This is a genomic window from Pseudanabaena sp. SR411, assembly GCF_002251945.1.
In the GTDB taxonomy this organism is placed as follows: Bacteria; Cyanobacteriota; Cyanobacteriia; order Pseudanabaenales; family Pseudanabaenaceae; genus Pseudanabaena.
The window spans coordinates 26,567-39,282 of the sequence record NZ_NDHW01000184.1 but is presented as its reverse complement, the minus strand read 5'-3'; the positions used below and the strand labels follow the sequence as shown (position 1 = coordinate 39,282).

At 43.1% G+C, this 12,716-nt stretch carries 14 protein-coding genes; 1 reads left to right on the top strand and 13 read right to left on the bottom strand.

The features are described from left to right. Positions 1 to 6: 6 nt before the first annotated feature. From B9G53_RS19375 to B9G53_RS26915, 12 genes are all read right to left on the bottom strand, one after another. A complete protein-coding gene (locus tag B9G53_RS19375) occupies positions 7 to 1,353 on the bottom strand; it encodes an efflux RND transporter periplasmic adaptor subunit (RefSeq protein ID WP_094535111.1) in 1,347 nt (448 codons plus the stop codon). A 32-nt stretch (positions 1,354 to 1,385) separates the two neighbouring features. Then, the gene (locus tag B9G53_RS19370; protein ID WP_094535110.1) at positions 1,386 to 1,739 is read right to left on the bottom strand and encodes a rhodanese-like domain-containing protein; all 354 of its coding nucleotides are present in this window, start codon (positions 1,737 to 1,739) and stop codon (positions 1,386 to 1,388) included. A 290-nt stretch (positions 1,740 to 2,029) separates the two neighbouring features. Next, complete coding sequence (locus B9G53_RS19365; RefSeq protein ID WP_094535109.1) at positions 2,030 to 2,425, bottom strand: SCP-2 sterol transfer family protein; 396 nt, start codon at positions 2,423 to 2,425, stop codon at positions 2,030 to 2,032. Positions 2,426 to 2,687: 262 nt separating this feature from the next. Continuing rightward, a complete protein-coding gene (locus tag B9G53_RS19360) occupies positions 2,688 to 3,215 on the bottom strand; it encodes a DUF3122 domain-containing protein (RefSeq protein ID WP_094535108.1) in 528 nt (175 codons plus the stop codon). 37 nt (positions 3,216 to 3,252) lie between these two features. Beyond that, positions 3,253 to 3,576 (bottom strand): helix-turn-helix transcriptional regulator, encoded by a 324-nt coding sequence (locus tag B9G53_RS19355; protein ID WP_094535107.1) that lies wholly within the window; start codon positions 3,574 to 3,576, stop codon positions 3,253 to 3,255. A gap of 43 nt (positions 3,577 to 3,619) precedes the next feature. After that, the gene (locus B9G53_RS19350) at positions 3,620 to 4,945 is read right to left on the bottom strand and encodes an NAD(P)/FAD-dependent oxidoreductase (RefSeq protein WP_094535106.1); all 1,326 of its coding nucleotides are present in this window, start codon (positions 4,943 to 4,945) and stop codon (positions 3,620 to 3,622) included. Between the two features lie 91 nt (positions 4,946 to 5,036). Continuing rightward, positions 5,037 to 5,243, bottom strand: a complete 207-nt coding sequence (locus B9G53_RS19345; protein WP_094535105.1) for a DUF2892 domain-containing protein — start codon at positions 5,241 to 5,243, stop codon at positions 5,037 to 5,039. A 388-nt stretch (positions 5,244 to 5,631) separates the two neighbouring features. Next, on the bottom strand, positions 5,632 to 7,302 hold the full coding sequence (locus B9G53_RS19340; protein ID WP_094535104.1) for a DUF1565 domain-containing protein: 1,671 nt from the start codon (positions 7,300 to 7,302) through the stop codon (positions 5,632 to 5,634). A gap of 181 nt (positions 7,303 to 7,483) precedes the next feature. After that, complete coding sequence (locus B9G53_RS19335) at positions 7,484 to 8,332, bottom strand: carbohydrate ABC transporter permease (RefSeq protein ID WP_094535103.1); 849 nt, start codon at positions 8,330 to 8,332, stop codon at positions 7,484 to 7,486. Positions 8,333 to 8,388: 56 nt separating this feature from the next. Beyond that, positions 8,389 to 9,228 (bottom strand): class D beta-lactamase, encoded by an 840-nt coding sequence (blaOXA, locus tag B9G53_RS19330; RefSeq protein ID WP_094535102.1) that lies wholly within the window; start codon positions 9,226 to 9,228, stop codon positions 8,389 to 8,391. Positions 9,229 to 9,230: 2 nt separating this feature from the next. After that, positions 9,231 to 10,127 carry a carbohydrate ABC transporter permease gene (locus tag B9G53_RS19325; protein WP_094535101.1) on the bottom strand — a complete coding sequence of 299 codons (897 nt, stop codon included), beginning with the start codon at positions 10,125 to 10,127 and terminating at the stop codon, positions 9,231 to 9,233. Positions 10,128 to 10,286: 159 nt separating this feature from the next. Beyond that, complete coding sequence (locus B9G53_RS26915; RefSeq protein ID WP_141211830.1) at positions 10,287 to 10,499, bottom strand: hypothetical protein; 213 nt, start codon at positions 10,497 to 10,499, stop codon at positions 10,287 to 10,289. A 184-nt stretch (positions 10,500 to 10,683) separates the two neighbouring features. Here B9G53_RS26915 and B9G53_RS19320 point away from each other — a divergent pair, with 184 nt between their 5' ends. After that, positions 10,684 to 12,387 (top strand): NAD(P)H-quinone oxidoreductase subunit 4, encoded by a 1,704-nt coding sequence (locus B9G53_RS19320; RefSeq protein ID WP_094535100.1) that lies wholly within the window; start codon positions 10,684 to 10,686, stop codon positions 12,385 to 12,387. A 17-nt stretch (positions 12,388 to 12,404) separates the two neighbouring features. Here B9G53_RS19320 and B9G53_RS28675 read toward each other — a convergent pair whose 3' ends face one another. Then, entirely contained in the window at positions 12,405 to 12,533 is a 129-nt protein-coding gene (locus B9G53_RS28675) for a hypothetical protein (RefSeq protein WP_254923739.1), read from the bottom strand. Positions 12,534 to 12,716: the final 183 nt, after the last annotated feature.

Genomic DNA, 12,716 nt, shown 5'->3' with positions numbered 1-12,716 from the left:
CTCCTATTACCGCGCCGCAACGGGTTGTCCGTCGCTGAGTTGAACGATGTTGCTGGTAATGATGCGATCGCCTGTTTTCAAGCCTGACACGATCTCAATCTGTTCATTTTGGGGCTTACCTGTTTTCACCCAACGTAGAACGGCGATCGCTTTCTCTTCCGTGCTTTCCACCACATAGACTCCTTGCAACTGTCCCCGTTGAATCAGCGCCTTAGTAGGAACAAGTAAAGTCTCTCTATTTGCGCCTAGAGGTAACGCAATTCTGCCAAACATTCCAGAGATTAATTTACTAGAATTATTCAGAGGGATTTTGACTAGAAAACTGCGTGACTGAGCATTGGCGGCTGGCACGATTTGTTGAATTGTGCCATTGATGGTTTGGTTAACCGCATCAATCTGTACTTTAACTGATTGTCCGACTCGCACTAGGCGCAAATTCTCTTCAGGTACAGAAATTTCTAGTTCAAGTTTATTGGGATTTTCCACTTTCAATATTGGAGTCCCAGGGGCTGCCATTTCCCCTTCGTAAGCCATTTTTTGAACGACCACACCATCAAAGGGAGCGAAGATTGTGCCGTAGCTGGCACTGATATCCGATGAAATTACGCTCAGTTCGGCGCGACTGACGGCAGCTTGGGTTTGATCGATCGCCGCTTGTGACTGACGAATCCCCGCTTCCGACTGAGCGACCCTTGCCCTTGCCTGTTCGAGCGCCGTATTCGCATCATCCAATACCGATTGCGAAACCGCGCCTTCAGCTTGCAGTCGAGACATCCGTGACTGGGTGACTTGAGCTAAGCGCAAAGCCGACTGCGCCTCTAATTTTTGCGATTCTAATTGATTTAAACTTGCTTGAGAACGAAATACTTCCGCTTGGGCTTGGGCGACACCCAACTGCGCCTGTCCAGTTTGAGCATTGATATCCATCACATCAATGCTTGCGAGGACATCACCTTTACGAAAGCGATCGCCTGATTCCAATGATAAAGCCGTAATCCGACCCATCACTCTTGTGGAGAGTGTAGCCTGTTCCACAGGACGAATTGAGCCTGAGAGTTCTAAGGTATTGGTGATCGATTGCGATTTCAGTGTCATTGTGGATACAGCAATCGCTTGAGTTGTCGTTGTTTCTGGAGAATGTGGCGATCGGTTCATTTGCAAAATTGCCCAAGTTCCACCTGCTAGCAACAACACACCACCGATCAAAATTCCCCACCCCTTTGGTGACATTTTTGACAAGTTTTTTGGGGAGGGTAATTTTTCTTGTGGTTGCTCATCTGTTCCTTCCATCAATTGATCGCTTGTTTGGGTAAGAGATTCATGAGACGGTTTGCCTGATGTGCTGTGAGTCATAGGATTAAGCCTTCCTGCTTGAATGTTAAGGATTAAGGTTGATTACCACGGTGAACAGCATAGCCAGCACTCTGCCAAGCGAGTAAACCACCCTTGAGGCTATAGACTTTGCTATAGCCCTGAGCAACTAGCCATTGCGCCGCCATATCGCTGCGATATCCAGATAGGCAAGTAATCGCGATCGCTTGATCTTGGGGAACTTCTTTAAGAATGCGATCGCGGCTCATTCTCTTTGCCCCTGCGATATGTCCCATGAAATACTCAAACCATCCCCGCACATCCATTACCATTAATTGACTCTGGCGAGACTTTAATTGTGATGGAGATAGGGGCGAAGGAGCTAGGGGTTGGCTAGTTTGTTTTTTAGCTGCTGATTTTGGTTTCATGATGTTATTCCTTTAAAAATTACTGATGTTACGTGGAAGTTGACCAGACCCTCACCCCTAGCCCCTCTCCCCTTTTGGGAACTACCGTGTACAAGTCTAGCTGTCTACGGTTCGATTGATCTAAGCCCCCTAAATCCCCCAATTCTGGGGGACTTTGAAAGACTTTTATTTTCTTGTTCCCCCAGAATTGGGGGCTAGGGGGTAGATAATTGTTGACTTGACAGGTTTTGATGACTTGTGTGTACACGGTAGCTCCCTTAATGGGAGAGGGGGCTGGGGGGTGAGGGTTCCTAAACCTTACTCATCACTGCAAATGATTTGATAAATGGAGATGCCATCCTTGGATCTTTAATCATGGCTGTGTAGTCACCAACGCGGAATTGTAGCTTGCGGCTCATATACGCCATACTCAACCCCAACATATCCAAGCCTTTAATCGTCCACTTTTGCCAATGGGGGCGATCGGCGCGTAAATCCCAGTTCAATGACTGACCATCATAGGCTCCTGCAAAAACCACCTTGCCTTCCTGAACCACCAGTATTCCACTGGGTTTGTCTTGATCTTCAAAGCCATAGCCAATTACTGAGTTAAAATGTATCTTCGCAAGTCCATTAACAATCTCTGCATCAGCATTCCATAGTTCACCAAAAGCTTTCATCCATTCATGGGAAAATAAATCTGCCATTGTTCTCTCCAAAATAATTTAATTTTGATTTTGATTAGACCTCTCCCCTTTTAGGAACTACCGTATACACAAGTCTCTCTATCTTCGTTTCAATGTATCTAAGCCCCCTAAATCCCCCAATTCTGGGGGACTTTGAAAGAATGTTATTTTCTTGTTCCCCCAGAATTGGGGGCTAGGGGGCGATTAATTGTTGACTTATCTAGGTTTTATGACTTGCCTGTACAAAGTAGTTTTTGGGAGAGGAAGCTGGGTGGTGAGGACTTTAATAATTCGCCACAGTTTGCCATTCTGCGACTAATGCAGGTGGAACCGATAGACTAATCGCATCACCTTTGAGCGTGGACAGAGAAATCTTTAAAGGAATCTCAGCTTGCAATTCTGATAACAAAGGTTGCAGATCATACTGTCCGACATTCGCCTGCGCTCCCTCTTTAAAAATATTGCTAGAGGTATCAATAGCCGTGAGGGTTTTACCCAAGGAATTGCTTAAAGTTAAGGGCTGAGCATGATCGATCGCCACTAAATTAGGAAATCCCACTATGCGCAACTCAAAGCTACTATTGCCATCAGGACGCGATCGCTTGAAAGCAACGGTTTGCCAAGTATTACCATGCTGATCTTTGAGAGATTGGCGTGACTGATAAACCATCTGATTTGGCGCTTCCTCAAGTTGGCGAATTGCGGCGGATGCACTAGGCGTATCGATTACACCGAATCCGATTAATGCAAAAATTGCGATCGCACTAATCAGCAATAACCAAGAAAAAAATTGACGAATTTGGCAGCTCATTGAATCTAGATCCTATTATTTTTGAAATTGCTAAAAATTAACTCTGGCAAAGATTTGAACTGTTTTTTGAACTATCTAACGATCCACGAGTAGAACGGCATAGCAAGAGCAACTCTGTATCAATGACTCGATAAAATCGCCACACACTCTCGCGCCGACAGGCTACCACTCCCGCATCCTTCATCAATCGCAAATGCTTCGATACATTGCCTTGATGCAGTCCAGTGCGATCGCAGATATCCTGAACACTGCGCTCTTGGTTACAAATCACCATCAGGATTTGCAGACGGGTTGGGTCTGACAAGGCTCGGAATCGATTTGCCAGAGTTTCCAATTCACTAGGATTGAGAGTGATATCCATGTCTGCTCCTATCATTCAAAATTAGGGTAGAGCCCATTCCTATTCATGCTTTAACTTGAACTGCTTCAGGTTCTGGGATAGGAATAATTGGCTCCACTAATGGCAACCCGATCGCTCTGAAGCCAAGCTTCTCAAACCAAGGAATTGTCCAACCAAAGCGCATTTTTGTGAGAAAATATTTCTCAAATCCAGCCTTCATCCAAGACACCCAGATTCCGTGATAGATCAAAGCACGTTTGCGATCGCCTGACACATTAGGCAAAAGCGGATCGGCTAAAAATAGCGCTCCCGTATTCCCAAAATCGGCAAAGCAAATCGCTTGTAAGGTTGGTCTGCATTGATTGCCAGTAAAGACTCCCAACTCTAGGGCAATATTCTGAGCGATCGCCAAAGCCATTTCTTCCGACATCAATCCCACCTTGGGCGCACCCGTAGGAATTGGAGTTTGCTCCACGGCTTTGAGTTGGGTGACTACGCCGACAGAATAAATTGATGTAAATTCTGGATGGCGATAGGTCGGCAAGACAGGCACAAAACCTTTGACATCGGTTAATCCGACCGCTTCGCGGAGAAATTTGGGACCTCGGAAAGGTGGTAAAACCATGGTGAACTTAGAGGGAATACTGCGTCCATCAACTAAATGCACTGCATCAGCCTCAAAGTGCGAAATAGCCGTATTTTCCATCAGTTCGATTTCGCGATCTGCCATAAACTTACGCATCAGCCAGCGAGAACTTGCCATGCCGCCGATCCCTAGATGTCCTGCATAGGGTTCTGAGGTAATGAAGGTGATCGGAACCTGCGATCGCAGTCCTTTTCTCTTCAATTCATCATGAATTAGGAATGCAAACTCATAGGCGGGACCAAAGCAACTTGCCCCTGGGGATGCACCCACTACGATCGGTCCTGGATTGGCAAGAAATTTTTGCCATGCTTCATCAGCCAATAACGCATGGTGGGGATTACAAATCGACTGGGTATAGCCACCTTCGGGACCTAATCCCTTCAGAGCATCTAGGGCAAGTTCTGGCCCCGTGGCAATCACCGCATAGTCATAGTCCAATGTGCGATCGCTTTGGCGTTGCGGAGCAATCTCGTCCATCTTGATTTGCCGCAACTTAGGATCGATCGCCGTAACCGCTGCATGAATAAACTCAATGTCATGCTTAATGACGGTTGTAGCTAAATCTAATTGAATGCTATCAAGGGATTTTAATCCTAGAGCCACCCAAGGCAGAGAAGGCACAAAGGTAAACTTTGGTTGATTGGAAATAAGCGTGATCTTATGTTCACGGGGTAATACATGCCTCAACTCGTAAGCAGCAGGTAAACCTCCTAATCCAGCACCAATCACAACAACGCGAGCCATAATTTCGACTCCTAAAAAAATAAATTTTTAATAAAATTTTTTAATAAATGCTCATAATGTGAGAATGGGGCAAAGCATCATCCTCACACCTTCACTCTCTCACTCCTAGTTTTTGCAGTATGACAATCAACGGACACCAGTTGGTAAAAGCCGATTGCAGCAAATTTAGTCCGACAAATGCAGTCAAAAATAACCAGTTGATATTAATCAGCGATAGAGACAAGCTGAGCAAAACCATACTGCCTGCGACTAAGCGCAACCACTGCGATTGATTCCAAGATCGGTTACTACTAATCATCGGTTTCTACGTCGTGTTTTTAAACTTAGCATAATAATTATATTACTATACAGTAATTTAGTTGATAAATTGAAATATTTTAAAACTTATTAGAATTCTCGCGGCTTACACATTTTCTGTGCCAATGTGTAAGCCGCGAGAATATTACTTGATATAGCTGCGCAAGAGATAAACAAATCAAAACCCAAAAGATGAGTGGCAGCGCGAAGCGCTGCCACTCATCTTTTGGGTTTTATGTCCTAAGCAAAACTTACATTTTTCAAGTTGTCGGAGACAACTTGAAAATCGCAATAAAATGATGGGTTACGCGATCTCTAACCCATCATTTTTACTGATGAATGCGTTACGTTGCCCTAACGCATCTTACGAGAGCTTTTTGTTTTTTTTGCTATGGATTAATTGACTCAATCCTTGCCGATAAACCTTGTTGCGCGAGGCGAGACACTTGGACTTCGGCGATACGCCGATCGCTATAGGCTCCAATCTGCACTACTAAGTATCCATTAAGTCGAGACGCAAAGGAATTTGGCACAATTTGACGTACTTGAGCAACGGCATTAGGTGAAGAAACAGGCACAACTACCCGATAACGAGGTGGGGTTTGAGGTTTAAAACTGGTATTAGCCAGCGGCGCAATTTGGATCGGTTGATTGACAGGTTCGCCGCTAGGAGGCTGCGATCGCACAGGAGGCAAACTAGTACTAATTTCGGGATTAGCAGGTATCGGAGAGTTAAAACTTTTAGGTGTAATTCTCACAATTACAGAGGTCACAGGCTCGTACCAAAAAGGATTATTTGCTTGACTGCCTTGATTGATGATGGAAGATGTCGATCTAATCAATGCGGGTGGATTATCAAGGGGAGGTGCAAGATTCATAGGCTGACTGGCTGCAATCTGTTGTTCTAGTTGTTGGTTGATATTGGCAAAACGATCGCTTGTGGGCGCAGTTGATGATGGCTGACTTACAGCCGCTTTTGCCGTTGTCGCATTTGTCGAAGGACTATTAGTAAGCCTATTAGCAAATAGATTGGATGGCGATCGCACACCCGACAATTGCAAATTTCCCTTGACTCTTTTAATGTCCAATTGATTGCCAATCACGGCAACCGCATTACGGCTGACGTTTTGCAAATCGAATGTGCCATTTCCCTGAAAAGTGTTGTTACCATCATCGTTAGGCTTGCCCAGATCTGGCTTGGCAGCATCAGAAATCGTTACTCCATAGGCTCGATTATTGACGATCGCATTGCCACGCAAAATTGGCTTGGCATTGGATTGGATCAGGAGTCCATTTTGATTTTGAGTAAAGGTGTTTTCCGTGATTTGCGGAGCCGCATCTTGGCGAATACTCATGCCAAAAGTAGTTTGTTGAAAGAGATTACCGCGAATATCTGGACTGGCTTCACCCTCGATCGCTAAGCCACTAGTCCCATTGCGAAAAAATTGATTCGCAGAAATAATCGCCGTTGATTTGCCTGTAATTAAGCCGCCATCTTGCTGATTATCGATAAAAGTATTATTGGCGATCGCAGGACTCACATTTTCAATCCACAGTCCATAACCTCTAGGATTAGGATTGGTGACAGTCACACCCCGCAATTCTGATCCATCGCCAAGAGCGATCGCCACATTTTGAGGAAACCCTGATCCTGTGCGTAAGGTTCCCCCGCCTAAAATTATGATGCCTTTGCCCTTAGTTGCTTCGCTACCTCGTAATGTCACATTAGGGCGTAGTCGCATTGGGAACTGCTCACCCGTAGCACTGCTGTAGGTTCCATAGGCTAGCTGAACAATCTGTCCAGTCTGAGCGCGACTCATCGCATAGGTAACTGTCTTGAAAGGTGCAACAGTACTACCTTGTTCAGGGCGATCGCTACCTGTTTGGGGATTTACATAGATGATATTTTGGGTAATCGCTGATGAGCTAGGCGATGTCTGTGATTGAGCGACCACAGGGGAGGCGATCGCTAAGCTTGGTGACAAGATCGCGATCGGAAGCAAATAAATCAGGTTTTGAAAAATAAAGCCTTGAAATGTCTTACAGATGCTCATTTTCATGTACGGATTGCTTCCCTTAAATTTGCTGAAGTTGCTGAACAGGATAGTGGGCAGGCTGACTGGAAATATTAAATCTAGATTAAATTTAAAACCCTAGTCTTAAGAATCATAAACTACCTTAAGTTCACAACTATGGCAAGAGCAACAAGTCAAAGGATAAAGACAACGCAAAGCGTCGTCTTTATCCTTTGACACCAATGCTTGCATCTGTAGGGATAATGTAGCGTTGCAGAAATACAAACACGATAAATACTGGCAGCATCGAAATCGCGGAACCTGCGGCAATTAAGCGCCAATCCTCAGAGAAGGCACTTGCCAGACTGGCAATTCCTCTCGGTAATGTATAAAGCTCAGCTTTATCGACGATCACCAATGGCCATAAAAAATCGCCCCACATCGCCACAAAGGTAAATACAGCGAGGGTAGTCAGAGCAGGACGCGCCGCAGGTAACATCACATGCCACCAAATCCCCAAACTAGAGCAACCATCCATTCGTGCGGCTTCTTCCATTTCTTTAGGAACGCTCTGGAAGGCTTGGCGCAGTAGAAATATGCCAAAAGCTGAAATTACATAGGGAAAAATCAAGCCAGCATAGGTATTTTTGAGATTTAGTTGCACTGCCAGAATATATAGGGGAATCATCGTAATTTGAAACGGAATCATGGTCGTTCCCACGATCGCCCAAAAAATCGAATCCCGTCCTTTAAAATCCAATCTCGCAAGGGGAAAGGCAGCGAGGGAGCAGAATAGCAAATTTAAAATTACGGTGATGCTGGAAACAAAAAAGCTATTCCAAAGATAAAGATCGAAGCGGGAATTTTTCCAGACCTTGAGGAAGTTCTCAAAGGTGGGCTGGGCGGGTAAGAGTTGTGGTGTCGCCTGAAAAATATTTTCGCTAGGTGATTTAAAAGCAGTGCTGACTAGCCACATTAAAGGAAATACCGTTAAAGTGGCGATCGCAATTAAAAGCACAAATTGCGGAATATTTTTAAAGATATTTGATGATAATGTCTGGTTTTTATTTTTCATAATGTTGATTCTTATATTTTTGATGCGAACGAAGCCCGCATCAAAAATATTGACTTTTACTTTTCAATGAGTTGTAAATCGCTAAAAACATCAAACAAAATCTTTTTACGGATAGGAATCATCTCAAAGTTAGGATCTTGATTTTCAAAATTCAACGCATAGAAATAAACGTTGTTATCTCGCTCTATATAACCAACATACCAACCAATATTCTGCACGCCCTCAACATTAGTTCCCCAGCCAGTTTTACCTCTAAGAATGTAATTATCTTTGCGCTCAATTAGCATAATGTCTTTCACCGTTCTCATCACAGAAGTTGAAAATGGCAAATCTTCTTGATAAAGTCTGACGAGAAACTTGATTTGCTCCTCTGGCGAAATTCTCAAATTGCCATTTAACCAAAAAGAATCAATCTTGTCTGAAATATCTTGATTACCATAGCTAGCAGCTTTTATATACTTAGCCATTTTTTCATTCCCAATCCGCCGCGCTAAGTCTTGGTAAAACCAAACAACCGATCGCGTAAAGGCAGTTCGCATATTTTGGTCTTGATTCCACAAAGGGAATCGACGTTGGACTCCATCCCAGAGAATTACGGTATTTTCATCAGCGATCGCTTTAGTTTCGAGGGCAACTAGGGAATTGAAAATCTTAAATGTCGAGGCAGGAATAAAGCGTTTTTGGCAATGTTGAGAGTTATAGCGAATATAGCGATCGCGTTTTAAGTCATATAAAACAAAGCAGCCTTCAGATTTTGCTTCTTGAAAGTTTTTTGACAGATTACGGGAAAATTGCGATTGAAATATTGGAGTTGATTTAATGGAGCTATTCTGAGCAAAAACAGGTAAAGAGAGAAACAGAGAAACACTCAACAAAAAAGAACCAGTCTTAAACATATTTAAATTGTTTTGGCAGGATTAATAAATTTGAAAGTTAGAATTGAAATAATAAAAATAATCAGAAATAAAAACACCCCAATCGCTGAAGCATATCCCATCTCTAAACTTGTAAAACCTTTGTCATATAAATAATAAACTACGGTTTTGGTACTATTCGCGGGGCCCCCTTGAGACATGATATAGACTTCTTCAAACACCTTCATAGCTCCAATCGCAGAAATCACTGCCACGAGAATAATATAGGGCTTCATTAATGGAATCGTAATATCTAAATGCTTTTGCCAACCATCAGAACCATCGATCGCAGCCGCCTCATACAAATCTGCGGGAATCGCCTGCAAACCAGCCAGATAGATGACCATATAGTAACCAACGCCTCGCCAGATTACTACCGCAATAATCGCAAAAATGGCAGTTTTTGGATCAGTTAACCAAGGGATTTTAATATTTTGAAATGAAATCGTTGATAGAAAATAATTCAAAATTCCATTCTGAGCGTAAACCCATTTCCATGCAATACCAGCGACAACCACAGAAACAATCACTGGAAAATAATAAATGGCTCGAAAGAATTTAATGCTGCGTAATTTTTGATTTACTAATATTGCTAAAGCTAAAGGCAAAATTACAAGGCTAGGAACTGCAAATATCAAGTAAGTTAAGGTATTACCCAAGGTTTTCCAAAAAGTTTGATCTTTCCAGAGATTTAGATAGTTTTTCCAACCAATAAATTCAGGATTACCGACAAAATCATAATTGGTAAAACTTAAATATATAGCTTGGAATACTGGCAAAAATGATGTCAAGCTAAGAAAAGCGATCGCTGGTAATAGAAATAAGTATGGAGTCCAAGAAAATTTCTTACCTAGTTTTTGTCGTTTTAGTTTGGACTGCATAGAAAATCTCAAAAATTAGCATCTATCAAAGTTAGTCAATCAGCAATTCTCATTATGAAACCGATTTTGGTGTTTCCAGCGCCTTCGGCGCTGGAAACACCAAAATCAATTTTTTGAAAGCCCGCCAACGGCGGACTTTCAAAAAATTGATTTTTACAATTAGAATTTCTGGTTAGTCAATACAATAACGCCATTCATCTTACCAAATGGTACTAATACTGATGTCCATATACAAATTATTATGTTGAATTCTCTCCATTCCCCCAGATTGCAGCGATCTCTGGTTGATGGGGTGAGTGAGCGATCGCTAGTTGTTTTTTCTGAGGTGGGCGATCGCTTTTTATTGAGAGAACGAAAGATTTTGGAAAGCATGGAGGCAATATGTTTAAGATATCGCAGAAACCATCTCAGTGAAACAAGACAGCCCTTAAAAATATTGTGAGGACATATTTTTGTTGTTTTTGATGATAGCTATCGAAAACAATAATGCTTAAAACTTTGTAAAGTTTAGTACAATACTTAATATTCCCTAGAGTAAGTATTTAGACTCATTGACATGACATCAGCCCAATTTCCTTGGCTTACCGCGATCGTCCTGCTGCCCCTCGTAGGTTCCTTACTTATACCCATACTGCCCGACAAAGAAGGCAAAACTGTACGTTGGTATGCATTAGGGGTAGGCATCGCTGACTTCATTTTGATGTGCTATGCCTTCTGGAAAAACTACGATCCGAGCAGCGCGACATTTCAACTCGCGGAAAAGTACACTTGGATACCCCAATTAGGTCTTAGTTGGGCAGTTTCAGTTGATGGCATCTCCGCACCTCTAGTGCTGCTGGCAGGACTTGTCACCACGCTTTCCATCTTCGCAGCATGGCAAGTTAATATCAAACCTCGCTTGTTTTACTTCCTGATGTTGGTACTGTACGCCGCGCAAATCGGTGTATTTGTTGCCCAAGATTTACTGCTGTTCTTCATCATGTGGGAGGTTGAGCTAATTCCTGTGTATCTGCTCGTTTCGATCTGGGGAGGTCAGAAACGTCAATATGCAGCTACCAAATTTTTGCTTTATACCGCTGCCGCATCCATTTTTATCTTAGTTGCTGGCTTAGCGATGGCACTCTACGGTAACAACCTCACCTTTGACATGGCTGAGCTAGCTCTCAAAGATTTCCCTATTGCCTTAGAGCTTCCACTTTATGCAGGTTTATTAATTGCCTTTGGAGTCAAACTGGCGATTTTCCCTCTCCATACTTGGCTACCCGATGCTCACGGTGAAGCATCTTCTCCCGTATCGATGATTTTGGCAGGTGTATTACTGAAGATGGGTGGCTATGGCTTAATCCGACTGAATATGGGATTACTTGACCATGCCCATGTTTATTTTGCGCCAGTTTTGGCGATGCTCGGTGTGATTAATATTGTTTATGGTGCTGTGAATTCCTTTGCCCAAGTCAATATGAAGCGCCGCCTTGCATTTTCATCGGTGTCGCACATGGGATTTGTGCTGATCGGGATTGCTTCGTTCACTGACTTGGGTATCAGTGGCGCAATGTTGCAAATGCTTTCTCACGGTTTAATTGCTTCTGTATTGTTCTTCCTCGCAGGTGTCACCTATGATCGCACCCACACGATGTTAATGACCGAGATGGGTTATATCGGTAAGGTAATGCCTAAGGTATTTGCGCTATTTACTGTTGGTGCGTTGGCTTCCCTTGCCCTTCCTGGGATGAGTGGATTTGCTAGTGAAATCTCGATCTTTGTCGGGATGACTTCCAGTGATGTTTATAGCTCTACCTTCCGAACAGTGACGGTATTTTTAGCCGCAGTTGGAGTGATTCTTACACCAATTTATTTGCTGTCGATGTTGCGTCAGATTTTCTACGCTTCCGATGCGAATCCCACCTGTGATATCAATCCTTCTTGCGATATTTCGGACATCAGCCTCAAGGCTCAAGGTAACCAAGATGTAGTTTGTTTCGGTACAAATTGCGTTTTGCCTAGTGAAGCTGAATTTAGTGATGCCCGACCTCGCGAAGTGTTTATTGCAGTTTGCTTCTTAGTACCAATTATTGCGATCGGTGCTTATCCCAAAATGGCAACTAATCTCTATGACGCAACGACAACTGCGATTAATTCACAGATGCGTCTTGCCCATGAGCAAGTTGCTTTGATCAGGAATAACGAGACTTTTGCTGAGCAATCTTCTTTCCCTACATTGTCCGAAGCTAAAAGCAAGGCAGTTGTAGCAAATAAGTAAAAATTCTCTAATTAAATTTAACGAGCGATCGTCTTAATAAGCGATCGCTTATTTTTTAGTGTGGTGAAGTAGCTATAGCTATAGCCACCTGTATCAGGACAAATCAAAACCCAAATAGTGTGAGGCGGCGCTTCGCGCCGCCTCACACTATTTGGATTTTATGTCCTAACAAGAATGGCTACAGCTATACAAGTCAATCTCTATTCTTTACCAAAATTTCATCTCATGTTATACCAATTCACGAAAGTGTAGCCACACTTTCGTGAATTAAAAACCAAACCCAGTAAGGGTTTTAAAAACACAAAATGGTTACGCCATTTTATGTTTTG